Source organism: Pseudomonas sp. LBUM1672 (genome assembly GCF_059695655.1).
The window spans coordinates 92,913-117,907 of record NZ_CP166781.1 but is presented as its reverse complement, the minus strand read 5'-3'; the positions used below and the strand labels follow the sequence as shown (position 1 = coordinate 117,907).

Genomic DNA, 24,995 nt, shown 5'->3' with positions numbered 1-24,995 from the left:
ACCCCAAGCAATCTGGTTATACTGTGAAGACGACATTCGCCGAAAATTCGATAATACTCAATTAAGAGCAACTCACAAATTTTACCTTAGCCTGATCCGTTACCAGTGAAAGTAACGTTCAGTCTATCTTTCTATCACATACCCAAATTTTTAAAGAACGATCTAATCCAAAGACTAGAAATCAACATTCACCATCATCACAATGGAATGCTCATTTCTAAGCTTTCAACAAACAGAAGCAGTAGTGGTGGAGCCAAACGGGATCGAACCGTTGACCTCCTGCGTGCAAGGCAGGCGCTCTCCCAGCTGAGCTATGGCCCCGTATTTCTACAGGTTCCCACACAAAATTGGTGGGTCTGGGCAGATTCGAACTGCCGACCTCACCCTTATCAGGGGTGCGCTCTAACCAACTGAGCTACAGACCCAATTTCGGGCTGCTTCTTATCGTCTTCTTCAATGAATCAAGCAATTCGTGTGGGAACTTATGGAGCAGCTGATGTCGTCGATTAAGGAGGTGATCCAGCCGCAGGTTCCCCTACGGCTACCTTGTTACGACTTCACCCCAGTCATGAATCACACCGTGGTAACCGTCCTCCCGAAGGTTAGACTAGCTACTTCTGGTGCAACCCACTCCCATGGTGTGACGGGCGGTGTGTACAAGGCCCGGGAACGTATTCACCGCGACATTCTGATTCGCGATTACTAGCGATTCCGACTTCACGCAGTCGAGTTGCAGACTGCGATCCGGACTACGATCGGTTTTCTGGGATTAGCTCCACCTCGCGGCTTGGCAACCCTCTGTACCGACCATTGTAGCACGTGTGTAGCCCAGGCCGTAAGGGCCATGATGACTTGACGTCATCCCCACCTTCCTCCGGTTTGTCACCGGCAGTCTCCTTAGAGTGCCCACCATTACGTGCTGGTAACTAAGGACAAGGGTTGCGCTCGTTACGGGACTTAACCCAACATCTCACGACACGAGCTGACGACAGCCATGCAGCACCTGTCTCAATGTTCCCGAAGGCACCAATCCATCTCTGGAAAGTTCATTGGATGTCAAGGCCTGGTAAGGTTCTTCGCGTTGCTTCGAATTAAACCACATGCTCCACCGCTTGTGCGGGCCCCCGTCAATTCATTTGAGTTTTAACCTTGCGGCCGTACTCCCCAGGCGGTCAACTTAATGCGTTAGCTGCGCCACTAAGAGCTCAAGGCTCCCAACGGCTAGTTGACATCGTTTACGGCGTGGACTACCAGGGTATCTAATCCTGTTTGCTCCCCACGCTTTCGCACCTCAGTGTCAGTATCAGTCCAGGTGGTCGCCTTCGCCACTGGTGTTCCTTCCTATATCTACGCATTTCACCGCTACACAGGAAATTCCACCACCCTCTACCATACTCTAGCTTGTCAGTTTTGAATGCAGTTCCCAGGTTGAGCCCGGGGATTTCACATCCAACTTAACAAACCACCTACGCGCGCTTTACGCCCAGTAATTCCGATTAACGCTTGCACCCTCTGTATTACCGCGGCTGCTGGCACAGAGTTAGCCGGTGCTTATTCTGTCGGTAACGTCAAAACACTTACGTATTAGGTAAATGCCCTTCCTCCCAACTTAAAGTGCTTTACAATCCGAAGACCTTCTTCACACACGCGGCATGGCTGGATCAGGCTTTCGCCCATTGTCCAATATTCCCCACTGCTGCCTCCCGTAGGAGTCTGGACCGTGTCTCAGTTCCAGTGTGACTGATCATCCTCTCAGACCAGTTACGGATCGTCGCCTTGGTGAGCCATTACCTCACCAACTAGCTAATCCGACCTAGGCTCATCTGATAGCGCAAGGCCCGAAGGTCCCCTGCTTTCTCCCGTAGGACGTATGCGGTATTAGCGTCCGTTTCCGAGCGTTATCCCCCACTACCAGGCAGATTCCTAGGCATTACTCACCCGTCCGCCGCTCGCCACCAGGTACAAGTACCCGTGCTGCCGCTCGACTTGCATGTGTTAGGCCTGCCGCCAGCGTTCAATCTGAGCCATGATCAAACTCTTCAGTTCAAACATCTTTGGGTTTTTAAGAAACCCTAAACTTGGCTCAGCAATCGTTGGTTACATCTTTGATTTCTCGCGGAGTAACTTGTGATGCTGATAATCTTGTTGACTATCAGTCTGACTCCACAAGCACCCACACGAATTGCTTGATTCAGTTGTTAAAGAGCGGTTGGTTAAGATCTTTCATCTCAACCGAGGCGCGCATTCTACAGCAGCCTCTGTTGCTGTCAAGCGGTTATTTTCAGAAGTTTTCAAAGTTTCCTTTGCAACTTCAACCACTTGCGCTTCCGATCTCTCGTTAGCGGGAGGCGAATTCTACAGCGTTACTCGCTGCTGTCAACACCTCTTTTTCTCCGCTTTCGACCGAGAAGATCGAACCGTCAATCAAGCCACACAAACCCGCTTGATCAACTCCTTCTGGGCTTCGATGACCTGAAGCAACTCACTGTCGAAAACTGCGTAACTCTTTGTTTACCAAGGAGTTTTCCGTTTCGACTGCGCCGGAAGTGGGGCGAATTATAGACTTCCAGAATCTGCCGTCAACCCCTGATTTGGCTTTTCTATCAATAACTTGGAGAAAGCCGGGAAACAGGCTGATTTTCCTTCTATATAGAAGAGCAAAACCACTCCCTCTATATAGAAGAGATCTTCAGAGCACCCCAGCCACCTTGAAAGCGGCGACCGCATCAGCGTCCAGACCCAACACCCGCTGCAGAACCTCCAGCGTGTGCTCGCCTAACAAGGGTGGCGCATTGCGATATTCCACCGGCGTCTCCGACAGACGAATAGGGCTTGCGACCTGGGGCACCATCCCCGCCAGCACATGGGGCAGCTCAATCGCCAACCCACGCGCTTTGACCTGAGGATCAGCAAACATCTGCGCCAAGTCGTTGATAGGACCGCACGGTACACCCGCCTGCTCCAGCTGCAGCACCCATTCAGCCGTGGTCTTGAAAACCGTCGCCTGACGAATCAGCGGAATCAACACCGCGCGATTCGCCACCCGCAACTTGTTGGTCGCGAAGCGTGGATCATCCGCCCACTGTGGCTGCCCAGCCACTTCCGCAAACTTGCGGAACTGCCCGTCGTTACCCACGGTGAGAATGAAGTCACCGTCCGCCGTAGGAAAATCCTGGTAAGGCACGATGTTCGGATGAGCATTACCCAGACGCTTGGGCGCATTGCCCGTCGTCAGATAATTCATCGCCTGGTTGGCCAGGCACGCGACCTGGACATCCAGCAACGCCATGTCGATATGCTGACCGCCACCGTCATGATTCCGATGAGCCAACGCAGCAAGGATCGCCACCGTCGAATAGAGCCCGGTCAGGATGTCGGTCAGCGCCACACCGACTTTCACCGGACCTGCACCCTCATCTCCCTCAGGTCGACCTGTCAGGCTCATCAGCCCACCCAAGCCCTGGATCATGAAGTCATAACCCGCACGCTTGGCGTAAGGCCCAGTCTGACCAAACCCGGTAATCGAGCAATAAATCAGATTCGGATTGATGGCCTTAAGCGAGTCATAGTCCAACCCATAAGCCGCCAAGCCACCAACCTTGAAGTTCTCGATCAGGATGTCCGACTTGGCCGCCAGATCACGCACCAGCTTTTGACCCTCTGGACGCGTGAAGTCGATGGTCACCGATTGCTTGTTGCGATTGGCCGACAAGTAATAGGCGGCCTCGCTGGTGTTCTCGCCATAGGTGTCTTTCAGGAAGGGAGGTCCCCAGGCGCGTGTATCGTCGCCATTGCCCGGACGCTCGACCTTGATCACTTCGGCGCCAAGGTCCGCAAGGATCTGCCCGGCCCAAGGTCCGGCCAGCACCCGCGATAAATCCAGTACCCGTAGATGCGAAAGCGCGCCCATGACGTTCTCCTATTAATAGAACGCCTGGATGCCGGTCTGCGCGCGACCGAGGATCAGTGCGTGGACGTCATGCGTACCTTCATAGGTATTCACCACTTCCAGGTTGACCAGGTGGCGGGCAACACCGAACTCATCGGAAATGCCGTTACCGCCCAACATGTCGCGCGCCATGCGCGCGATGTCCAGGGACTTGCCGCAGGAGTTGCGCTTCATCATCGAGGTGATCTCGACTGCCGCAGTGCCTTCATCTTTCATGCGACCCAGACGCAGGCAGCCTTGCAGAGCCAAGGTGATTTCGGTCTGCATGTCAGCCAGTTTCTTCTGAATCAGTTGAGTGGCAGCCAATGGGCGACCGAACTGCTGACGATCCAGGGTGTATTGGCGAGCGGTGTGCCAGCAGAATTCTGCTGCACCCAGTGCGCCCCAAGAAATGCCGTAGCGTGCGGAGTTGAGGCAAGTAAAAGGGCCTTTCAAACCACGGACGTCAGGGAAGATGTTCTCTTCAGGGACAAACACGTTGTCCATGACGATCTCACCGGTAATGGATGCACGCAGGCCCACCTTGCCGTGAATCGCCGGAGCGCTCAGGCCTTTCCAGCCTTTCTCCAGAACGAAGCCACGGATGTCACCCGCATCATCCTTGCCCCAGACCACGAACACATCAGCGATCGGGCTGTTGGTGATCCACATCTTGCTGCCGGTCAGGCTGTAACCGCCTTCCACTTTGCGTGCACGAGTAATCATCGCGCCCGGGTCGGAACCGTGATTAGGCTCGGTCAGACCGAAGCAGCCGATCCACTCGCCCGAGGCCAGTTTCGGCAGGTACTTCTGCTTCTGGGCCTCAGTACCGAATTCATTGATCGGCACCATGACCAGCGAGGACTGCACACTCATCATCGAACGGTAGCCGGAGTCGACACGCTCGACTTCACGAGCGATCAAACCATAGCTGACGTAGTTCAGGCCGCTGCCACCGTACTGCTCAGGAATAGTCGCGCCCAGCAGGCCCACTTCGCCCATCTCGCGGAAGATCGCCGGATCGGTCTTTTCATGGCGGAAAGCTTCAAGAACACGCGGCGCCAGCTTCTGCTGAGCGAATTGCTCGGCAGTGTCGCGGATCATGCGTTCTTCTTCGGTGAGCTGTTGATCCAGCAGCAGGGGATCGATCCAGTTGAAGCTAGCTTTACCGCCCATGAGTGTGTCCTCTCGAATCGGGTCAAATAACGTGGACTGATCCTAGGCCCGGTTCGGCATTACGGCAAACGAGGATTTTGCATACTGTTGTGCTAATTTCTCACTCCGTAACGTCGCGAGATAGCCTTTATGCGATGTATTAGTGAGGTTGGAGTACATGCGTCGGAAAATCCCTAGCACCACCGCCCTGATCAGCTTTGAAGCGGCAGCGCGACACGAGAGCTTTACCAAAGCGGCGCAGGAGCTTTCGCTCACCCAAGGCGCCATTTGCCGACAGATCGCCAGCCTGGAGGAGTTCCTCAGCGTCGAACTCTTCCGACGCTCGCGACGCGGAGTGAAGCTGACAGAAGCCGGGCTTTCCTACAGCCGCCGCGTCGCCACCCAACTCGATGCGGTTGAACGGGACACCTTGTCAGTGATGGGTCAACAAGGCGCCAACGTGATCGAACTGGCCGTGGTCCCGACCTTCGGTACTCAGTGGTTGCTGCCACGGCTCAAGGACTTCCAGCACAAACACCCGGAAGTGACGGTCAACCTCACCAACCGCACACGCCCCTTCCTGTTTGCCGACACCGACTTCGATGCCGCGATCTATTTCGGCGATGCGGATTGGTCGGGTACCGAATCCCACAGGCTGATGGGCGAAAATCCGATGCCGGTGTGCAGCCCCACGCTACTGGGCAAAAAAACCGATCTGACGCCCGATGAAATCGCTGAATTGCCCTTGCTGCAACAGACCACGCGCCCTTATGCCTGGCGCCAGTGGTTCAACTCCCAGCACCTAAATGTCCCGCGTGACATGACAGGCCCGCGCTACGAGCTATTCTCCATGCTTGCCCAAGCGGCGATGCACGACATGGGGATCGCGCTGATTCCGCCATTCCTGATTCAACGCGAACTGACGGAGAAACGCTTGGTAATAGCCAACGCTCAAGCGCTGTCGAGCATCAAGGCTTATTACCTGATGATTCCGGAGCGAAAGGTCGAATCGGCCTCTTTACGGGCATTTCGCGATTGGCTAGTCACCCAGGCACAAAGCTACAGCCTAGAAGGATAAAGGCTTTCACGAACTAACTGACCCCGTAGTCAGCAAACAAAAAGCCCTACAGATATACGTATTTGTCGCATATTCGCAGACTGTACCGACAAGCAGTACAAACGTCCCACAAGTGCCTGTCTACATGGCTTTGAGCCTCTATTCACCAGCAATGACGCCTCATTCACCGTGCGGATGTGTAAATTCTTGAAATTCGGCCAGAATCCTTGAAAGGCACGGCCTGCAAGGGGTTGAGTCAGCTGGTTGCGACATTCGGTCACGGGGTGACTTGTAGTTAATTTTCCGTCACCCGTCATAATCCCTTGAAGGGCACAAAGTTCGCCTGCAAAATGCCGCGCCCCGCCCTGATTTGGCGGGATCGTGCTGATCGGCCGCCCCAGCCGCACCATCCGAAGTGCCTGGGTTTACTCAATAAGATCACGCAGGAGATTTGACGTGCACATTGGTGTTCCTCTCGAAACCCAGACGGGTGAAACACGGGTTGCTGCAACCCCGGAAACCATCAAGAAGCTGATCGGCCAGGGTCATAAGGTCACTGTGCAAAGCGGCGCCGGCATTAACGCCAGCGTTGTCGACAGTGCCTATGAAGCGGCAGGCGCAATCATTGGCAGCGCCAACGATGCGTTTGGTGCCGAGCTGATTCTCAAGGTGGTCGCCCCCAGCGACAGCGAGCTGACGCTGATTAAAAGCGGCACCGTTGTGGTCGGAATGCTCAACCCGTTCAGCAATGAAACCATTGCCAAGCTGGCTGAGTGCGGCATTACCGCGTTTGCGCTGGAAGCTGCGCCGCGTACTTCCCGCGCTCAAAGCCTGGATGTGCTGTCTTCGCAAGCGAACATCGCCGGCTATAAAGCCGTGTTGCTGGCCGCTCACCACTACCCTCGCTTCATGCCAATGCTGATGACGGCTGCGGGCACCGTGAAAGCGGCACGTGTGCTGATTCTCGGCGCCGGCGTTGCGGGGTTGCAGGCGATCGCCACGGCGAAACGCCTGGGTGCAGTGATCGAAGCATCTGACGTGCGTCCTGCGGTGAAGGAGCAGATCGAATCCCTCGGCGCCAAGTTCGTCGACGTGCCGTACGAAACCGATGAAGAGCGTGAATGCGCTGTCGGTGTCGGCGGTTACGCCCGGCCAATGCCTGCCAGCTGGATGCAACGTCAGGCCCTGGCCGTGCACGAACGCGCCAAGCAGGCTGACATCGTCATCACCACCGCACTGATCCCGGGCCGCAAGGCGCCGACACTGTTGAGCGCGGAAACCGTGGCGCAGATGAAGCCAGGCTCGGTGGTCATCGACCTCGCGGCGGCTCAGGGCGGCAACTGCCCGCTGACCGTGGCCGATCAGGTTGTGGTCGAGAATGGAGTCACCATTTGCGGTCCGACCAACCTGGCCGGCGCGGTCGCGGCAGATGCTTCGGCCCTGTACGCACGCAACCTGCTGGACTTCCTGAAGCTGGTCTTCAACAAAGAAGGCCAGTTCGAGATCAACCTCGAAGACGACATCGTCGCCGCGTGCCTGATGTGCCGCGACGGCCAAGTCATCCGCAAAAACGCCTAAGCAGGGATTCAGACGATGGAAGAGCTTATCTCCCCCGGTATCTACAACCTGATCATCTTCGTGCTGGCGATTTATGTCGGTTATCACGTGGTCTGGAACGTTACGCCTGCACTGCACACGCCTTTGATGGCGGTGACCAACGCGATCTCGGCGATCGTCATCGTCGGCGCCATGCTCGCCGCGGCTTTGACCGTGACGCCACTGGGCAAGACCATGGGCACCCTCGCGGTAGCCCTGGCGGCCGTGAACGTGTTTGGTGGGTTCCTGGTGACCCGCAGGATGCTTGAGATGTTCAAGAAAAAAGCCCCGAAAGCCGTAAAAGAAGAGGCGCCTAAGTAATGAGCATGAATCTTGTCACGACGCTCTACTTGATCGCGTCGATCTGCTTCATCCAGGCCCTCAAAGGCCTGTCGCACCCGACAACCTCTCGACGCGGCAACGTGTACGGCATGCTCGGCATGGCGTTGGCGATCCTCACCACCGTGGGCCTCATCTATAAGCTGGGCGCTGAGCTGGCCACCGCCGGCATCGGTTACGTTATCGTCGGTCTGCTGGTCGGCGGCACTGCTGGCTCCATCATGGCCAAGCGCGTTGAAATGACCAAGATGCCGGAACTGGTCGCCTTCATGCACAGCATGATCGGTATGGCCGCGGTGTTCATTGCGATCGCGGCCGTTGTTGAACCGCAATCGCTGGGTATCGTTAAACAGCTGGGCGATGCGATTCCTGCCGGTAACCGTCTTGAGCTGTTCCTCGGCGCTGCCATCGGTGCAATCACCTTCTCCGGTTCGGTGATCGCGTTCGGCAAGCTGTCGGGCAAGTACAAGTTCCGCCTGTTCCAGGGTGCACCGGTACAGTTCAGTGGCCAACACAAGCTGAATCTGGTGCTGGGTCTGGCGACACTGGCGCTGGGCATCACCTTCATGCTGACCGGCAATCTCAGCGCCTTCGCACTGATGCTGGCCCTGGCCTTCGTGCTGGGCGTGCTGATCATCATCCCGATTGGCGGCGCCGACATGCCGGTAGTTGTGTCGATGCTCAACAGCTACTCCGGCTGGGCAGCGGCCGGTATCGGCTTCTCGCTGAACAACTCGATGCTGATCATCGCCGGTTCGCTGGTGGGTTCGTCCGGTGCGATCCTCTCGTACATCATGTGCAAGGCGATGAACCGCTCCTTCTTTAATGTGCTGCTCGGTGGTTTCGGCAACACGGCGGACGCGGCAGGCCCTGCAGGTTCGAAAGAAGCCCGCCCGGTGAAATCCGGTTCAGCTGATGACGCGACCTTCCTGCTGACCAACGCCGACACCGTGATCATCGTTCCAGGCTACGGCCTGGCGGTCGCACGGGCGCAACATGCGCTGAAAGAGCTGACCGAGAAACTGACCCATCGCGGCGTGACCGTGAAGTACGCGATCCACCCGGTTGCAGGTCGTATGCCTGGCCACATGAACGTGCTGCTGGCCGAGGCCGAAGTGCCTTACGATCAGGTGTTCGAGATGGAAGACATCAACTCCGAGTTCGGCCAGGCCGACGTGGTGCTGGTGCTCGGCGCCAACGACGTGGTCAACCCGGCCGCGAAGAACGACCCGAAATCGCCGATTGCCGGCATGCCGATTCTCGAAGCGTTCAAAGCCAAGACCATCATCGTCAACAAGCGCTCGATGGCCAGCGGCTATGCAGGCCTGGACAACGAACTGTTCTACCTCGACAAAACCATGATGGTCTTCGGCGACGCCAAGAAAGTCATCGAAGACATGGTCAAAGCTGTCGAGTAAAACCTGCTCCAACGCAATACCCAAAACCTCAGCCTTTAGTAGGCTGGGGTTTTTTTATTCCCCGTGAAACCCGACCAAAGGCTCTAAATCAAGCCTCTGCATTCGACCATGGTAGCGGGACGGATTTTTTTCAAATCACTAGACTGCATACCTTGCTTCCGTTGCCCGAGATAACCATCCATGTACCGTGATCGTATTCGCTTGCCTTCGTTGTTGGATAAGGTGATGAGCGCCGCTGACGCTGCCGCTCTGATTCAGGACGGCATGACCGTCGGCATGAGTGGTTTCACTCGCGCCGGCGAAGCCAAAGCCGTGCCCCACGCGTTGGCCGAGCGCGCCAAAATCACCCCGCTGAAAATCACCTTGATGACCGGTGCCAGTCTGGGCAACGACCTTGATAAACAGCTCACCGAAGCCGGCGTATTGTCACGACGCATGCCATTCCAGGTCGACAGCACCCTGCGCAAGGCGATTAACGCTGGCGAAGTGATGTTCATTGACCAGCATCTCTCGGAAACCGTGGAGCAACTGCGCAACCAGCAGCTCAAACTGCCGGACATCGCCGTGATCGAGGCCGTGGCGATCACCGAGCAGGGCCATATCGTGCCGACCACTTCGGTAGGCAACTCGGCCAGCTTTGCGATTTTCGCCAAACACGTGATCGTCGAGATCAACCTGGCGCACAACCCGAACCTCGAGGGTTTGCACGACATCTATATCCCGACTTACCGTCCGACCCGTACGCCTATTCCGCTGGTCAAGGTCGATGACCGCATTGGCAGCACCGCCATTCCGATTCCGCCGGAAAAGATCGTCGCGATCGTGATCACCAATCAGCCCGACTCGCCCTCCACGGTATTGCCGCCGGATGTCGACACTCAGGCCATTGCCGATCACCTGATCGACTTCTTCAAGGAAGAGGTGGCCGCAGGGCGCATGACCAACAAGCTCGGCCCCTTGCAGGCCGGTATCGGCACCATCGCCAACTCGGTGATGTGCGGCTTGATCGATTCGCCGTTCGAAGACTTGACCATGTACTCCGAAGTGCTTCAGGACTCGACCTTCGACCTGATCGACGCCGGCAAGCTGAGTTTTGCCTCGGGCAGTTCGATCACCCTGTCGAGCCGGCGCAATGCCGACGTTTTCGGCAATCTGGAGCGCTATAAGGACAAACTGGTTCTGCGGCCGCAGGAGATCTCGAACCATCCGGAAGTGGTGCGTCGCCTGGGCATCATTGGCATCAACACCGCGCTGGAATTCGACCTGTACGGCAACGTCAACTCCACCCATGTCTGCGGCACACGGATGATGAACGGCATCGGCGGTTCCGGGGACTTTGCGCGCAACGCGCACCTGGCAATCTTCGTGACCAAATCGATTGCCAAGGGTGGCGCGATCTCCAGCGTGGTGCCGATGGTCAGCCACGTCGACCATACCGAACATGACGTCGACATCCTTGTGACGGAGATCGGTCTGGCCGACCTGCGCGGCCTGGCGCCACGGGAGCGGGCTCGGGTCATCATCGACAACTGTGTGCACCCGGATTACCGCCAGGCACTGGATGACTACTTTACGGCTGCTTGTGCATTGGGCGGACACACCCCGCATATCCTGCGTGACGCACTGAGCTGGCACATGAACCTGGAAGAAACCGGGCGAATGCTGGCGGTCTGATTCAGAGAAAAAACAGCTGACGCAAACACAGTTGCGTCAGCTGGCGCTTACCGCTTTAGATTCTATTTAAAACTGTACTGCTGTACTGGTCATTTCCTACCGTATTTGCCTACACAATCAAGTCAAAACGTCAAAATTGCACCAACATAGTGCCGACAGGTACAGTTGCCTCAATTTCGACCAGTACACCCCCTATTAACAGTTAACTGGTCCCTCACAATACAAGTGAACTGTATCTACAGAGACTAGCCAAACGAGAGGATCATTGGCATCAGTTAAACCACTACCTAATCCCGCCACAAGCGGAAGGATGTCAACCATGGAACGTACACTCAGTTCCGAACTGTTCTTCGAAGATACCGCTGCAAAAACCCAGGCTTCCATGCCTCTTCGCGTTATTGCCAACCTGATGCTGTGGCAGCGCCGCATCTCCAGCCGCCATCAACTGGCTCGTCTGGATTCGCGTCTGCTGGCTGATGCCGGTATTAGCGAAGCACAACGCTACGAAGAGCTGAGCAAGCCGTTCTGGCGCTAAGTTAGCGTCGCTGGCTCTGACCCACCGGGTCCACCGCCAGCACTCCAAATTGAAAAAACAAAGCCCGTCGTGGGAAACCACGACGGGCTTTGTCGTTTTCAGCCTTGATCGGCGGCTGAACAAAAGGAATAGCCAACAACAAGTACAGTTTAGATATTTATCATATTTAACCAGTACAATTTCACGGCAGTGTATCTGTAGCTCCAGACTCGCAACGCTCAACATGAAGTCCTGACTCTCCGGCAAAGGACTTCGCGCCATGGATAACTTACTGAATGTTTCTGCCCCGCCCTTCTAAAGAAGCCTCGACTCCACAGATTTAAACGATTGCTGAAGTCGCTTGCCGCCGCCCTTGAGAGAGCTCGCACCCGGCGTTTGCTGGGCCAGTTCAATGATCGGCAACTCTCGGACCTGGGCATCAGCCACGCCGATCGGCTCAATGAATTGGATAAGCCGTTCTGGCGCTAGGGTCCTGCTTTAAAAAGAAGGGACTATTCGAACCGATAAAAGCAGGCCTAATATCAAGGCAGAACGTGGCGAGTGCTGTACGACAGGCGTCTGATCCAACAGCTACCTCAACACCTCTCAATCGGTTATCCAAAGGAGTTACACCATGTCCCGTCTTCGTCTGCTCAGCGCTGCAGCCCTGCTTGCCGTGGCTGCCAATTCCCACGCGACCAGCTTTATCGTGACCACGGATGCCGTCGTCGGCGCGCTGAAGTCCAGTTCCGATGCAACCTCCGACGTCACTTCTTCCTTTCGCGATGACAAGATTGTGCGCGCTGCCCGTGATGATGCCGCCAGCTTCGTCGCCAGCGAAGGCGCCATTCGTGGTGTGAAACTGGAAAGCGCACTCGACCACATCCGTCACCAGGCGCCTCAGCTGAACGCTACCGATGCACAGCTGGCCCAAGCCATCCTGACAATCTAAGCAACACAGTTACGTGGGACACGCTTGTCGTGTCCCAATGTTTCGGCGCTGGCTCTAGCCTGGGCATTGCGCTAGCCTTTGGACTCGCTTTCAGCAATCGAGTCCCATGCGTTTTCTTTCAAAGCGGTTTTCTACTTCGGTATTTCTCGCGGCCTGTTGGTCGGCCTCGGCCTGTGCCTACGACGCGTTCAACCTGTCGACCCAAGGCATCGTCGTCACGGGTTACGCCACCAGCATGGTGACCGCCGCCCCCTTCGACCGTAAGCTACTGATCGCGGCACACGATGACGCTGCGGCGTTCATTGCCAGCGACGGCCAACTACGCGGAGCACAACTGGAATCCGCGCTGGATTACCTGCGCCGCAGCCAGCCAAAACTTCATGCAAGCGACCTTGAACTGGCGCAGGCAATTCTCGTCCAATAGTTATCCTTTGTCCTTGCGGAGTCGTTCCATGCGTAGCCCTCTGATTGCTGTTGCCCTTGGCCTGCTTTTATTGGCCGATGTGACCCAGGCGCACACCCTGGTCGCCACCAGTAACATCATCATCAATGCCACCCAGCGCACCCTTGATTTCACGTCCGATACCACCACGTCGATCCGGGATTCGAAGATCATCCGTGAAGCCCACGACGATGCAGCCAGCTTCGTTGCCAGCGATGGCGACATACGCGGCGCGCACCTTGAAGCGGCCATCAACACCTTGCGCACCCGTGTGCCGGAAGCACGAGACGCCAGTGATCAGGTGCTCGCCGAAGCCATCCTCGCACTGTGAGGTCGACAAGCGCCTGGCTGCTGGCCGGGCTGATGTTGCTACTCTGCAACACGGCCCAGGCTGGTCTGCAATTACGGCTCAAGACCGAAGGTCTGAGTCCTGAACAACAGCAAGCCAGTCAGGCGTTGCTCGATGAAGCCATGCAGGCCTTGCCGCCACGCTTCATCGAACAACTGGACCGGCGCATTGACGTCGGCTGGACCGACGACATGCCGAGCAATGCCTATGGCCAGGCATCGCTGGTGTCCGAGCTCGATCTGAACCGCAACTTGCTCGTCAACCTCACGAACGGCAGTGCCGCCACCAAGAAAACCTATCGCCCCCACGGCACCGTCCGCCGCGAGATGCTCGCCACGGTGTTGCATGAACTCACCCACATTTACGACCGCTCGCGCCTATGGCCAGATGCGGAGCGCACGCTGATCCAGCGCTGCACCCGGCGCAACAGCAGTTCAGGCCTGATTGGCATCCCGGATGAATGCCGTGGTCAATCCGACCGCCGCTTTACCTTGAGCGATGACCCGCGCCTGCTCGACCTGGCCGGCTGGCCGCAATACGTTGGTCGCCGCGGCGAGCGCGAACAGCACAACCGGCAAATCGCCCGCAGCCCGGACATCTACGAAACGAGCAGCCCCAAAGAGTTTGTCGCGGTCAACATGGAGTATTTCCTCCTCGACCCGAGCTACGCCTGCCGTCGCCCCGCGCTATATCGCTACTACCAAGAACATTTCGGCTGGGCTCCCGCCGCCAAAGACGCTTGCGGCAAATCCTTCGCGTTCCTCAATGCCGGCAACGACTTCGCCAAACAACCGCTGGGCCAGGTCGATCCGGAACGGGTGTACGCCGTCGACTATCTGCTGGCCGAAGCCAACCAGAACTGGGTCAGCCGCTGGGGCCACAGCATGTTGCGTCTGGTGATCTGCGCGCCGGGCCGGCCACGGGGACCGGACTGCCGCCTCGATCTCGACCAGCATCTGGTGTTGTCCTACCGCGCCTTCGTCGGCGACGTACAGCTCTCGAGCTGGGATGGACTGGTGGGTAAATACCCGTCGCGACTGTTTGTACTGCCGCTAGCCCAAGTGATCGACGAATACACCAAGACTGAACTGCGCAGCCTGGCCTCGGTCCCGCTGAACCTGTCGCGCAAAGAAATTGAAGACGTCGTGGAACACGCCGCCGAGATGCATTGGAGTTACGACGGCAACTATTATTTCCTCTCCAACAATTGCGCGGTGGAAGGCCTGAAATTACTGCGCAGCGGCAGCAACAACGCGAAGCTGGTCGGGCTCGACAGCATCATGCCAAACGGTTTGCTGGAAGTGATGAAGGGCCGCGGACTGGCGAATACCAGCGTGCTGGATGACCCTCGCGAAGCGCTGCGCCTGGGCTATCGCTTCGACTCCTTCCGTGACCGCTATCAGGCGATGTTCGAAGTGCTGAAGAAGCACTTGCCGATCAAGCAGGAAAAAGTCGAAGACTGGCTGGCACTGAAAGCAGAAGAGCGCCGGCAATGGTTTGAGCAGGCTGACCTACGCACCAGCGCAGCGTTGCTGTTGCTGGAGCAGGCAAGCTTCCGTCAACAGTTGGTGTTGGCCCAGGATGAAGTGAAACAGCGTTATCTGGGCGCTCGGGAACTGAAGAACGGCGGCATGGACAAGGCGAACGCGACCTTGCAGCAGATTCTCGCCAATAGCGGCTTCCTGAGTCGTCCGGCGGAGCTGCTCGGCACCGGCGGATATGGATTGCCCCAACCGAATGAATGGCAGCGCCTGGAATCGGAAAGCAACCTGCGGCAGAAGCAGCTTCAAGTGCTGACCGGCGATCTGGACAAGGAAGTCAGAGCGCTGCTCGAACCGGGCCGTGCAGCCGAGATGGCCGCCAACGAAGCCAACCTGAAACAGGTGGGCGAGCATTTGCGCAAATTGCATAAAGCCGCGGGCGGACTGGAGTTGCCATAAAAAAGAAGGCTTCGTGGATCACCCACGAAGCCTTCTTTTTGCCCGCACGTTAAATCAAAGCACGCCTTCCAGAATCTCATAGACGATCCCGGTGCCCACGGCGATCAGCACAATGTCGCCCCCGGCACGGCGCCATTCGTATCCCGGGTAATACGGCAGCCGTCCCAAGGCACGATTGTCCAGGCGCTCACCGTAATAACCGTGAGGCAACGGCCGGCCACGCACCAGATGAATGCCAGGCGGTGGCGGTGCGCCGCGTACGAAATAGCCGTGGTTATCGTGGATAGTCTGACGCACCGGACCGAAGTCCCGTGGCGGTGGGCCGCCGCGACGATTGTCCTGTGGGCCTCGGTGGTCATCTCCATGATTGTCACCACGGTTATCATAATGGCCCTGCTGCGGGCCGCCGTGGTCGTGATCGTCGCGCTGATCGGCGCTCGCGTGCAGCAGCGGGGTGGCACTGAGCATCAGCACGCCCAGGCTGGCAATCAGACGTTTCGGCATTTTCATCAGGTCTTTCCTCACTGCACATACAGCAAAAAGGGCTTCAGAACGTAGTCCTGAAGCCCTCGGTCTTGCTGTTTAGTCTGTGCCGTGAGGCTCTAATTCCTCTGTATCAGGAACTTTACCTTCAGCTGACGCGGGCCTTACGCACGCCGTCAGCCAGTGCCGAGCAAAGGCTCAGCACGTCATCAACCGCCTGTTCCGCCGTGGTGGCATTGGCGATGTGATCGATCAATGCCGAACCCACGACCACACCATCGGCCAGACGCGCGATGGACGCCGCTTGCTCCGGTGTACGAATGCCGAAACCGATGCTGATCGGCAGATCGGTGTGGCGACGCAAACGGGCAACGGCCTCTTCAACATGCTCCAGGGTCGCCGCGCCAGCGCCGGTCACACCGGCAACAGAGACGTAGTAGACGAAACCGGAGCTGCCATTCAGAACAGTCGGCAGGCGCACATCATCGGTGGTCGGCGTGGTCAGACGGATAAAGTCCAGGCCCGCAGCCTGAGCCGGGTCGCACAGCTCACCGTTATGTTCCGGCGGCAGGTCGACCACGATCAAACCATCAACCCCGGCCTCTTTAGCGTCGGTGATGAAACGTGGCACGCCGTACATGTGGATCGGGTTGAAATACCCCATCAGCACCAGCGGCGTCTCGGCATTGCCTTCACGGAACTCGCGAACCATTTGCAGGGTTTTCGCCAGGTTCTGCTTGGCGCCCAAGGCGCGGATGTTCGCCAGCTGGATGGCCGGGCCGTCCGCCATCGGATCGGTGAAGGGCATGCCCAGCTCGATCACATCGGCGCCAGCACCGGGCAAGCCTTTGAGGATAGCCAGGGAAGTGTCATAGCTCGGGTCGCCAGCGGTGACGAAGGTCACCAGGGCGGCGCGATTCTGTTCCTTGAGTTGGGCAAAACGGGTTTGCAGGCGGCTCATCAGTGTTTCTCCTGCTGGGACTGTTCCATATGGTGCATCACGGTCTGCATGTCTTTGTCGCCGCGGCCGGACAGGTTGACCACCATCAGGTGATCTTTCGGCAGGGTCGGTGCGCGTTTGAACACTTCGGCCAGGGCATGGGCGCTTTCCAGTGCCGGAATAATCCCTTCCAGACGGCAGCATTTGTGGAATGCATCGAGGGCTTCGTCGTCGGTCACCGAGGTGTACTGGACACGGCCGATGTCATGCAACCAGGCGTGTTCAGGGCCGATGCCTGGATAATCGAGGCCGGCGGAAATCGAGTGAGCGTCGATGATCTGGCCATCGTCGTCCTGCAGCAAGAAAGTACGGTTACCGTGCAGCACGCCCGGAACGCCTCCATTCAGGCTGGCAGCATGCTTGCCGGTTTCGATGCCGTAACCGGCCGCTTCCACACCAATGATCTCGACGCTTTTGTCATCGAGGAACGGGTGGAACAGTCCCATGGCGTTGGAACCGCCACCGATGCATGCCACCAGGCTGTCCGGCAGACGACCTTCCTGGGCTTGCAGTTGATCACGGGTTTCCTTGCCGATCACGGACTGGAAGTCGCGGACCATGGCGGGATAAGGGTGCGGGCCGGCCACGGTGCCAATCAGATAGAAGGTGCTGTCGACATTGGTCACCCAGTCACGCAGCGCTTCGTTCATCGCGTCTTTCAGGGTGCCGGTGCCGGCGACAACCGGGATCACTTCGGCGCCCAGCAATTTCATGCGGAATACGTTGGCTTGCTGACGTTCGATATCAGTGGTGCCCATATAGATCACGCAGTCCAGGCCGAAACGTGCAGCCACGGTCGCCGTCGCCACACCGTGCATGCCGGCGCCGGTTTCAGCGATGATGCGTTTCTTGCCCATGCGCCGCGCCAGCAGAATCTGGCCGATGCAGTTGTTGATCTTGTGCGCGCCGGTGTGGTTCAGCTCTTCGCGCTTCAGGTAAATCTTTGCGCCACCGCAGAATTCGGTCAGGCGTTCGGCGTAATACAGCGGGCTTGGACGTCCGACGTAGTCGCGCTGGAAGTAGGCCAATTCTTCTTTGAACGCCGGATCTTCCTTGGCCAATTCGTATTCACGGGCCAGGTCGAGGATCAACGGCATCAGGGTTTCGGCGACGTAACGGCCGCCGAACGAGCCAAACAGGCCGTTGGCGTCGGGGCCGTTGCGCAGATTAGTCTGGGTCATGGGTCGCTCCAGTGGGATTCGTGAGATGACAATGACGGTCACTCTACCCCTGACGCCCCAGCCTGAAAACCGATAAGATCGCCACAACCTGTCAGGAAAACTCACAGATCCCATGAGCCACGACCTTCCCCCGCTGAACGCCCTTCGCGCCTTCGAAGCCACGGCACGGCTGAACAGCGTCAGTCAGGCAGCCGAACAGCTGCACGTCACTCACGGCGCGGTCAGCCGGCAACTCAAGGTGCTTGAAGAACACTTGGGCGTGAGCTTGTTCATCAAGGAGGGGCGCGGCCTGAAACTCACAGATGCCGGCGTTCGTCTGCGTGATGCCAGCGGAGAAGCCTTTGAGCGTCTGCGAACGGTTTGCGCGGAGCTGACCCAAAGCACCGCCGACGCGCCGTTCGTACTGGGTTGCTCGGGCAGCTTGTTGGCGCGTTGGTTTATTCCACGCCTGGGACGATTGAATGCGGACTTGCCGGACCTGCGCCTGCACTTGTCGGCCGGAGAAGGCGATCTCGATCCGCGTCGACCGGGGCTGGATGCCTTGCTGGTGTTTGCCGAGCCGCCATGGCCGGCGGACATGCAGGTCTATGAGCTGGCCAGCGAACGAATCGGCCCGGTGCTGAGCCCACGCTTCGCGGGTTATGAAAGGCTGCAAGGCGCGCCGGCCACAGCGTTATTGAACGAACCCTTGCTGCACACCACCTCGCGCCCACAAGCCTGGCCGAGTTGGGCACAGCAAAGCGGCCTCGACGCCAAGGCGTTGAAGTACGGTCAGGGTTTCGAGCATTTGTATTATTTGCTGGAGGCCGCAGTGGCGGGGCTCGGGGTGGCGATTGCACCGGAGCCGCTGGTAGCCGAGGATTTGAAGGCCGGTCGTCTGGTTGCACCTTGGGGATTCAGTGAAACCCCGGCGCAACTGGCCTTGTGGCTACCCAAGCGCGCCGCAGACGGGCGCGCTCGGCAGTTGGCGCAGTGGCTAAAGGCCGAGCTGCGCCAGACCGATTATTCGCCGCGTTTGAACAGCAGGTAAGCCGCAAGCAGACCCAGTGCGCCCACAGCGACGCCCGCGGTAGTCCAAGGGTGTTCCTGGGCGTAGTCCCGAGTGGCAATCCCGGTTTCGCGGGTTTTGACTTTGACTTCTTCATACGCATCGCTGAGCAGATGGCGCGAATGTTTCAGCGCGTTCTCGGCGTTGCCTTTCAACACTTTGAGTGTTTTACGCGACTCGTCCGAGGCGTCGTCTTTCAGATTTTCCAAAGATTTCAGCAGACTCTCGATCTCGGCTTCCATGCTTTGCAATGAGGCTTTACGTAAAGAGGTGTTGGCCATGGTGGCTCTCCTTCATTGATGATGAGTAGCGTGTGTTGGTTGGGACTTCAAGGGTTCGAGAAAGTGCAGTAAATCTGAACTTCTGCGCTGCATTAGCCGACAGAAGTAATACGAAAAATCACTGCTAGGCTGTATTTCACACCCTGAGGAGAACGCCATGACTGATCACCACACCTACAAGAAAGTCGAGCTTGTCGGCTCGTCCACCAGCAGCATTGAAGACGCGATCAACAACGCGCTGGCCGAAGCCAATAAAAGCATCAAGCACCTGGAATGGTTTGAAGTGACCGAAACTCGCGGGCACATCAAGGACGGCAAGGCCGCCCACTTTCAGGTGACGCTCAAAGTCGGGTTCCGGATTGCCAGCAGCTGAGTTTGAGCTAGTCTCCTGAACTTGCGCGCCGGCCGAGTGCCATAGGGAAATGGCAAGCGTTACATGAGTGCCTCCGGCTGATGGCTGGATGCTCCCTTTGATCCGACGAGGGAATGCGACAGATGAAGCATTTTATTTTAGCGGTAGGTTTATTAAGCCTTGCGGGAACAGCCTTTGCTGATGGCAAATCGTGCGAAGAGCTGAAAGCCGAAATCGCAGCGAAACTTGATGCCAAGGGCGTTGCCGGCTATTCACTGGAAATCGTCGATAAGGGCACTGAGGCCGGCGGGAAAGTCGTGGGTACCTGTGAAAAGGGCGCCAAGAAAATCATATATAAGCAAGGCTGACGTCCCTTACAAATGAAAAAGCCGACGCAATAGCGTCGGCTTTTTTTGTGTGGCGGCGCCTGTGCCTCAGCCTTTCATGACTTGCGCCAGCAGCTCATAGGAGTGCACGCGATCGGCATGTTCGTACAGGTCGCAGGTGAAAATCAGCTCGTCAGCCTGAGTCTGCTCGATCAGCACCTCAAGCTTGGCGCGGATTTTCTGCGGGCTGCCGACCATCGCCAGACCGAGGAAATCGCCCACGGCTTCTTTCTCATGGGGCAACCACAGGCCATCCATGGTTTTCACCGGTGGACGCTGCACCAGGCTTTGGCCACGCATCAACGCCAGGATGCGTTGATAGACCGATGTCGCCAGGAAATCTGCCTGTTCGTCAGTGTCAGCGGCAACCAGCGGCACGCCGAGCATCACATACGGCTTATCCAGCACCGCCGAAGGCTTGAAGTGATTGCGATAGACGCGAATTGCCTCGTGCATGAAGCGCGGTGCGAAATGCGAGGCGAAGGCGTAGGGCAAACCGCGCTCACCGGCCAGTTGTGCACTGAACAGGCTGGAACCCAGCAACCACACCGGGACGTTGGTGCCGGTGCCGGGCATTGCGATAATCCGCTGATCTGGCGTGCGTGGGCCGAGGTAACGCATCAACTCCGCGACGTCTTCAGGAAATTCATCGGCGCTACCGGAGCGTTCGCGACGCAAGGCGCGGGCAGTCATTTGATCAGAACCGGGTGCGCGCCCCAGGCCCAGATCAATCCGGCCTGGATACAGGCTTTCGAGGGTGCCGAATTGCTCCGCGATCACTAGCGGCGCGTGGTTGGGCAGCATCACACCGCCGGAACCGACACGAATGGTCGACGTGCCACCCGCCAGGTAGCCGAGCAGTACCGAGGTGGCGGAGCTAGCGATGCCGTCCATGTTGTGGTGTTCGGCGACCCAGAAGCGGTTATAGCCGAATTTCTCGACATGCTGCGCCAGGTCCAGGGAATTACGCAGCGACTGGGCCGCGCTGCCGTTCTCTCGCACGGGCACCAGATCAAGGGTCGAGAACTTGATATCGGACAGTCGTTTCATAAGCCTGCTTCTCCAATGGTGAGCGCAGGTTTTTCTTGCGAACGAAAACCTGCCGAATCTATAAGCGTGCTTCATGCAATGAGGGCATATACCCGAGTTTCAATAGCCAGGCGAAAAAAACCTACGAAAACGGTAGGACTAATCAGATCCGGTGAACTTTGCACCGCCGTCTATCCTCAGAACCCTAGCAACCGAAAACCACGAAGGTGCGACGTTCGCACCGGATCTTGAGGAGGCAGACATGGCTATTACGAAGAAAGCATCGGCTCATTGGGAAGGTGACCTGAAAACCGGCATCGGTTCGATCTCCACTGAAACCGGTGTGCTCAGAGAAGCGCCCTACGGCTTCAAGGCGCGTTTCGAAGGCGGCAAAGGCACCAATCCGGAAGAGCTGATCGGCGCGGCCCACGCGGGCTGTTTCTCCATGGCGTTTTCGATGATTCTGGGCGATGCCGGGCTCAAGGCCGACAGCATCGATACCAATGCAGAAGTCACCCTGGATCAAGTCGAAGGTGGTTTTGCGATCACTGCGGTGAAATTGATCCTCAAGGCGAAAATCCCCGGGGCCACTCAAGCGCAGTTCGAAGAACTGAGCAACAAGGCCAAAGAAGGCTGCCCGGTGTCCAAAGTGCTGAATGCGAAGATCAGCCTGGATGCGACCCTGGTCAGCTGATGATCAGGCGCTGAATGTACTGACGCCTTCGCGAGCAGGCTCGCTCCCACTTTTGAAACGCGTACCAAATGTGGGAGCGGCCCTGCTCGCGAAGCGATCTTGTAAGCGACACCCTCCCAACGGCTAAACCTGAGCTTTGTGAGCGATGTCAGAACTCGCTTTGCCAAACTGTGGTCGAATAAATGACAGCAGCTGAAACGCAGCCTCTTGCGCGCTGCCTCAATGGAGCTTCAACCATGAAACGTTTTGCCTTGGCGATTATCTGTTGTGCGCTGGCCACTTCGGCCCTGGCAGCACCGAAATCCTGCGAAGAACTCAAGGCCGAGATCGAGGCCAAGATCCAGGCCAATAACGTCTCGTCCTACACCCTCGAAATCGTCACCAATGACGAAGTTCACGACCAGAACATGGTCGTCGGCAGCTGCGAAAACGGCACCAAGAAAATCATCTACCAGAAAAACGACCGCTGATTCGCCTCACGGGACGCAATTGGCCTCCCGATCTTCAGCGACGATCTCGCGCTTGGCGTTGAACAATCGGGCGCCAGGGGTGAACGCTATCGAACGGCCCTCCAGCACATAGCGCTGGCCGGCTTCGAAATGATCGTAGTTGATGGTCAGGTAGCACAGCCGTTCCACGGGGGCGCTCATCATCCCTATGCCTCCACCACCGGGCACTTCAAAGTCAAACCTGACGACCAGCTCATGGCTGCCGGGCGTGACCTGAAAAAAACGCCCGTCGCGCATTCGCTGCTTGTCCAGTCGCTCCGCCATCAGCAATTTATCGTTGGGGAATGGCGTCGAGAAATCGATCCAAGCCATCTGTGGATTTACCGCCGGTAACGGGCTCTGGCAGCCAGCAACCACACTTGCAGCGAGCAACAGCATCAACCTGCGCATGATGAATGTCCCAAAGGATGGTTATTCAGCATAACGCTGATTAGCTGCGTTGACAGCCCGCGGGTGTGCCTTGGCCGATCACTTTTCGTTGCTGGTCATAGAGCTTTGCCCACGGCCGGAAGCCGATATTTCCCGCTTGCAGCTGATACCGCTGACCGGCGTTGAAGTCGTTGAATTTCACATTCAACTGGCAGTCACGCCAGAGCGGTTCGGCATCGGGCCCGATGTTGGTGGGCGCAACCGGGAATTGGTAGCGAACCGTCAGCTCATGACTGCCCGGATGCACCTCGAAATAACGCTTATCGGTAGAAGCCTTGTCATCGACTTCCAGCGCTTGCAGGGCGGTGTCTTCTTGCTGTGACTCCAGCTCGATCCACGCTTGCGAAGGATCATGGTGAGGTAATCCGAAACCAGCACAGCCGGTCAGCATCAGCAAGCCTCCCGTCAGCATCAATTTGCGCATAGCGGAGCTCCAGTCAGGCGGGATAGTCTTGCGGGCAGACTCTCCAGGGATGATTTTATTTTGATCAGGCCGCTTCCAAGCCTTGGGTTACTTGATCGCGTTTTACGGATTTTGTTTCCGGGTGTGTTGCTTTTATTACTCAGTGGTTGCGCGGGTGTCAGCTATTACAGCCAATTGGCCAGTGGTCAGCTGCAATTGCTGCGGGCCAGGGAGCCAGTGGCCGACGTGCTTGCCGATCCGTCTCGCGACCCGATGCTGCGTGCGCACCTGACCCAGTCGCAAAAGGCCCGGACATTCGCCAGCCAACAGCTGCATCTGCCGGATAACCAGAGCTACCGTCTATACGCCGACATTGGCCGGCCGTTCGTGGTCTGGAACGTTTTTGCCACACCGGAGTTTTCCCTTACACCGCAAAACCATTGTTTCCCCATCGCTGGCTGCGTCGCCTACCGCGGTTATTACAGCCAGAGTGCCGCTCGCGGCGAAGCGGCCTTGCAGCGTTTGCAAGGTATGGACGTGTCCATTGGCGGCGTCGAGGCCTATTCGACGCTCGGCTGGTTCAACGATCCGATTCTCAGTTCAATGATGGGTTGGGGCGACGAGCGGCTGGCGACATTGATCTTCCACGAGCTCGCCCATCAGCGCTTTTATGTGAAGGACGACACCGAGTTCAACGAGTCTTTCGCCACCTTCGTCGAGCAGGAAGGCACCCGGCAATGGCGCGCATCGCGCGGTCTGGCGCCGGAAAACGGGGCCCAGGCGCAGCGGCGCGACCAATTCATTCAGTTGGTTCTGGAGACTCGCACGCGACTTGAAAAACTCTACGCCCTGCCACTGCCCGCCGACCCGATGCGCCAACGCAAGACGGCGGAGTTCGAACGCCTGCGAAGTGAATATCGGCACCTGCGCGACAGCCAGTGGGCTGGGGACAAACGCTACGACGCGTGGATCAATGCGCCGATGAACAATGCGCGGTTGTTGCCGTTTGGGTTGTACGACCAATGGGTGCCGGCGTTTTCGGCGCTGTTCAGGCAGGTGGGGGGGGATTGGGACAGGTTTTATGTGGCCGTCGAGCAGCTTGGTGCGTTACCGGTCGGGGAACGCAAGGCGGCGCTGAAAGCGCTGGCTGGATCATAAAGGGCCGGTGGCTGAACGGGCCTCTTCGCGGGCAAGCCTCGCTCCTACAGGGTCTATGTAGCTTTTGTAGGAGCGAGGCTTGCCCGCGAAGGCGTTTTCAACCTCACAACCAGATCGCATCCCACAGCGGATAATCTCCGACCCTCTCGACCAAGCCAGCTCGCAATGGATTGGCGACGATGTAGCGAGCAACCGCCTGTAGATCCTCTTCCTTGCGAATGGCGCGATCGTGATAGCCATGTTGCCAAACCGGACCTTGGCGGCCTGCCGAGCGATTAAGCGTTACGGTGATGCGTGATTTGGTTCGAGCCATCAACTTGGGTAGCTGAATATTCTGTAATTCGATCAGCCAATGGAAATGATCGGGCATGACGACCCAGGCCAGTGACGTTGCGAAACCTTCTTGCTCAGCAGTTCTCAGGGCATCTACTACCAATCGCCCACTCTTGAAGTCACAGAATAACGGTTCTCGGTTCAGAACGACCGAGGTCAGCAAGTAAATCTGTCCGGACTCCGAATATCGTCCAGTGCGCAATCGATGAGCATGTTTTAGCTCTGACATTGATGATCCTCCTTGATCGTGGCCACAGACTTTGAGCCTAGGACGATTAGAAGGGACTTAGGTGCTAACTGTTACTCAGGATATGTCTGGGCGAGCCTCTTCGCGGGCAAGCCTCG

Annotated in this window: 26 protein-coding genes, 2 tRNA genes, 1 rRNA gene and 1 pseudogene; 17 read left to right on the top strand and 13 right to left on the bottom strand. The window is 57.4% G+C overall.

The window, feature by feature from the left end:
• Positions 1 to 245 precede the first annotated feature (245 nt).
• The 5 genes from ACA053_RS00585 to ACA053_RS00565 form a co-directional block, all read right to left on the bottom strand.
• Positions 246 to 321, bottom strand: a tRNA-Ala gene (locus ACA053_RS00585).
• Between the two features lie 27 nt (positions 322 to 348).
• Positions 349 to 425: transfer RNA gene (locus ACA053_RS00580), tRNA-Ile, on the bottom strand.
• A gap of 82 nt (positions 426 to 507) precedes the next feature.
• A 16S ribosomal RNA gene (locus ACA053_RS00575) occupies positions 508 to 2,046 on the bottom strand.
• Between the two features lie 643 nt (positions 2,047 to 2,689).
• A complete protein-coding gene (locus ACA053_RS00570; protein ID WP_497314807.1) occupies positions 2,690 to 3,910 on the bottom strand; it encodes a CaiB/BaiF CoA transferase family protein in 1,221 nt (406 codons plus the stop codon).
• A 12-nt stretch (positions 3,911 to 3,922) separates the two neighbouring features.
• The gene (locus ACA053_RS00565) at positions 3,923 to 5,104 is read right to left on the bottom strand and encodes an acyl-CoA dehydrogenase (RefSeq protein ID WP_010465741.1); all 1,182 of its coding nucleotides are present in this window, start codon (positions 5,102 to 5,104) and stop codon (positions 3,923 to 3,925) included.
• Between the two features lie 157 nt (positions 5,105 to 5,261).
• On the opposite strand from ACA053_RS00565, the gene ACA053_RS00560 reads away from it, so the two are divergent.
• The 11 genes and pseudogenes from ACA053_RS00560 (at position 5,262) to ACA053_RS00510 (ending at position 15,364) form a co-directional block, all read left to right on the top strand.
• Positions 5,262 to 6,161 (top strand): LysR family transcriptional regulator, encoded by a 900-nt coding sequence (locus ACA053_RS00560; protein WP_497314805.1) that lies wholly within the window; start codon positions 5,262 to 5,264, stop codon positions 6,159 to 6,161.
• A gap of 435 nt (positions 6,162 to 6,596) precedes the next feature.
• On the top strand, positions 6,597 to 7,718 hold the full coding sequence (locus tag ACA053_RS00555; RefSeq protein ID WP_046044834.1) for a Re/Si-specific NAD(P)(+) transhydrogenase subunit alpha: 1,122 nt from the start codon (positions 6,597 to 6,599) through the stop codon (positions 7,716 to 7,718).
• Positions 7,719 to 7,733: 15 nt separating this feature from the next.
• Positions 7,734 to 8,057 carry an NAD(P) transhydrogenase subunit alpha part 2 gene (locus ACA053_RS00550; RefSeq protein ID WP_003187010.1) on the top strand — a complete coding sequence of 108 codons (324 nt, stop codon included), beginning with the start codon at positions 7,734 to 7,736 and terminating at the stop codon, positions 8,055 to 8,057.
• On the top strand, positions 8,057 to 9,493 hold the full coding sequence (locus ACA053_RS00545; RefSeq protein WP_109627155.1) for an NAD(P)(+) transhydrogenase (Re/Si-specific) subunit beta: 1,437 nt from the start codon (positions 8,057 to 8,059) through the stop codon (positions 9,491 to 9,493). Before ACA053_RS00550 ends, ACA053_RS00545 begins: the two co-directional genes overlap by 1 nt.
• A gap of 180 nt (positions 9,494 to 9,673) precedes the next feature.
• Positions 9,674 to 11,167, top strand: coding sequence for a succinyl-CoA:acetate CoA-transferase ScpC (gene scpC / locus ACA053_RS00540; RefSeq protein WP_497314802.1), 1,494 nt, complete (start codon positions 9,674 to 9,676; stop codon positions 11,165 to 11,167).
• 319 nt (positions 11,168 to 11,486) lie between these two features.
• Positions 11,487 to 11,702, top strand: a complete 216-nt coding sequence (locus ACA053_RS00535; protein ID WP_007902752.1) for a DUF1127 domain-containing protein — start codon at positions 11,487 to 11,489, stop codon at positions 11,700 to 11,702.
• Positions 11,703 to 11,961: 259 nt separating this feature from the next.
• A pseudogene (locus ACA053_RS00530) lies at positions 11,962 to 12,170 on the top strand (DUF1127 domain-containing protein).
• Between the two features lie 145 nt (positions 12,171 to 12,315).
• The gene (locus ACA053_RS00525; RefSeq protein ID WP_010465729.1) at positions 12,316 to 12,633 is read left to right on the top strand and encodes a DUF2388 domain-containing protein; all 318 of its coding nucleotides are present in this window, start codon (positions 12,316 to 12,318) and stop codon (positions 12,631 to 12,633) included.
• A 106-nt stretch (positions 12,634 to 12,739) separates the two neighbouring features.
• Positions 12,740 to 13,057, top strand: a complete 318-nt coding sequence (locus ACA053_RS00520) for a DUF2388 domain-containing protein (protein ID WP_109627150.1) — start codon at positions 12,740 to 12,742, stop codon at positions 13,055 to 13,057.
• 28 nt (positions 13,058 to 13,085) lie between these two features.
• On the top strand, positions 13,086 to 13,406 hold the full coding sequence (locus ACA053_RS00515; RefSeq protein ID WP_094469762.1) for a DUF2388 domain-containing protein: 321 nt from the start codon (positions 13,086 to 13,088) through the stop codon (positions 13,404 to 13,406).
• Positions 13,403 to 15,364: a DUF7844 domain-containing protein gene (locus tag ACA053_RS00510; protein ID WP_109627148.1), complete on the top strand. Its 1,962-nt coding sequence runs from the start codon at positions 13,403 to 13,405 to the stop codon at positions 15,362 to 15,364. The genes ACA053_RS00515 and ACA053_RS00510 overlap by 4 nt, the downstream gene beginning before the upstream one ends.
• A 54-nt stretch (positions 15,365 to 15,418) precedes the next feature.
• Here the strand turns inward: ACA053_RS00510 and ACA053_RS00505 are convergent, their stop codons facing one another.
• From ACA053_RS00505 to trpB, 3 genes are all read right to left on the bottom strand, one after another.
• Positions 15,419 to 15,874: an anti-virulence regulator CigR family protein gene (locus tag ACA053_RS00505; RefSeq protein ID WP_497314800.1), complete on the bottom strand. Its 456-nt coding sequence runs from the start codon at positions 15,872 to 15,874 to the stop codon at positions 15,419 to 15,421.
• A 121-nt stretch (positions 15,875 to 15,995) separates the two neighbouring features.
• Positions 15,996 to 16,808 carry a tryptophan synthase subunit alpha gene (gene trpA, locus ACA053_RS00500; protein ID WP_497314798.1) on the bottom strand — a complete coding sequence of 271 codons (813 nt, stop codon included), beginning with the start codon at positions 16,806 to 16,808 and terminating at the stop codon, positions 15,996 to 15,998.
• Positions 16,808 to 18,028, bottom strand: coding sequence for a tryptophan synthase subunit beta (gene trpB / locus ACA053_RS00495; RefSeq protein ID WP_497314796.1), 1,221 nt, complete (start codon positions 18,026 to 18,028; stop codon positions 16,808 to 16,810). The genes trpA and trpB overlap by 1 nt, the downstream gene beginning before the upstream one ends.
• Positions 18,029 to 18,140: 112 nt before the next feature.
• Here trpB and ACA053_RS00490 point away from each other — a divergent pair, with 112 nt between their 5' ends.
• Positions 18,141 to 19,058 carry a LysR family transcriptional regulator gene (locus ACA053_RS00490; protein WP_497314794.1) on the top strand — a complete coding sequence of 306 codons (918 nt, stop codon included), beginning with the start codon at positions 18,141 to 18,143 and terminating at the stop codon, positions 19,056 to 19,058.
• Here ACA053_RS00490 and ACA053_RS00485 read toward each other — a convergent pair.
• Positions 19,031 to 19,357: an ElaB/YgaM/YqjD family protein gene (locus tag ACA053_RS00485; protein ID WP_497314792.1), complete on the bottom strand. Its 327-nt coding sequence runs from the start codon at positions 19,355 to 19,357 to the stop codon at positions 19,031 to 19,033. The two genes, ACA053_RS00490 and ACA053_RS00485, sit on opposite strands and share 28 nt — an antisense overlap.
• A gap of 157 nt (positions 19,358 to 19,514) precedes the next feature.
• Between ACA053_RS00485 and ACA053_RS00480 the strand changes: the two genes are divergently transcribed.
• On the top strand, positions 19,515 to 19,730 hold the full coding sequence (locus tag ACA053_RS00480; RefSeq protein ID WP_010465710.1) for a dodecin: 216 nt from the start codon (positions 19,515 to 19,517) through the stop codon (positions 19,728 to 19,730).
• Between the two features lie 122 nt (positions 19,731 to 19,852).
• Positions 19,853 to 20,077 (top strand): DUF1161 domain-containing protein, encoded by a 225-nt coding sequence (locus ACA053_RS00475; RefSeq protein ID WP_109627137.1) that lies wholly within the window; start codon positions 19,853 to 19,855, stop codon positions 20,075 to 20,077.
• Between the two features lie 66 nt (positions 20,078 to 20,143).
• Here the strand turns inward: ACA053_RS00475 and ACA053_RS00470 are convergent, their stop codons facing one another.
• Entirely contained in the window at positions 20,144 to 21,145 is a 1,002-nt protein-coding gene (locus tag ACA053_RS00470; protein ID WP_109627135.1) for an LLM class flavin-dependent oxidoreductase, read from the bottom strand.
• Positions 21,146 to 21,386: 241 nt separating this feature from the next.
• Between ACA053_RS00470 and ACA053_RS00465 the strand changes: the two genes are divergently transcribed.
• Both ACA053_RS00465 and ACA053_RS00460 read left to right on the top strand, forming a co-directional pair.
• Positions 21,387 to 21,818, top strand: a complete 432-nt coding sequence (locus ACA053_RS00465) for an OsmC family protein (protein WP_064675278.1) — start codon at positions 21,387 to 21,389, stop codon at positions 21,816 to 21,818.
• 236 nt (positions 21,819 to 22,054) lie between these two features.
• Positions 22,055 to 22,288 carry a DUF1161 domain-containing protein gene (locus ACA053_RS00460; protein WP_109627134.1) on the top strand — a complete coding sequence of 78 codons (234 nt, stop codon included), beginning with the start codon at positions 22,055 to 22,057 and terminating at the stop codon, positions 22,286 to 22,288.
• Positions 22,289 to 22,294: 6 nt separating this feature from the next.
• Here ACA053_RS00460 and ACA053_RS00455 read toward each other — a convergent pair whose 3' ends face one another.
• Positions 22,295 to 22,717: a PA0061/PA0062 family lipoprotein gene (locus ACA053_RS00455; RefSeq protein WP_109627132.1), complete on the bottom strand. Its 423-nt coding sequence runs from the start codon at positions 22,715 to 22,717 to the stop codon at positions 22,295 to 22,297.
• 40 nt (positions 22,718 to 22,757) lie between these two features.
• The gene (locus ACA053_RS00450; protein WP_109627130.1) at positions 22,758 to 23,180 is read right to left on the bottom strand and encodes a PA0061/PA0062 family lipoprotein; all 423 of its coding nucleotides are present in this window, start codon (positions 23,178 to 23,180) and stop codon (positions 22,758 to 22,760) included.
• Between the two features lie 60 nt (positions 23,181 to 23,240).
• On the opposite strand from ACA053_RS00450, the gene ACA053_RS00445 reads away from it, so the two are divergent.
• Positions 23,241 to 24,317, top strand: a complete 1,077-nt coding sequence (locus ACA053_RS00445) for an aminopeptidase (protein ID WP_497394321.1) — start codon at positions 23,241 to 23,243, stop codon at positions 24,315 to 24,317.
• 103 nt (positions 24,318 to 24,420) lie between these two features.
• Here ACA053_RS00445 and ACA053_RS00440 read toward each other — a convergent pair whose 3' ends face one another.
• Positions 24,421 to 24,879, bottom strand: coding sequence for an REP-associated tyrosine transposase (locus ACA053_RS00440; RefSeq protein WP_497314786.1), 459 nt, complete (start codon positions 24,877 to 24,879; stop codon positions 24,421 to 24,423).
• Between the last annotated feature and the right edge of the window lie 116 nt (positions 24,880 to 24,995).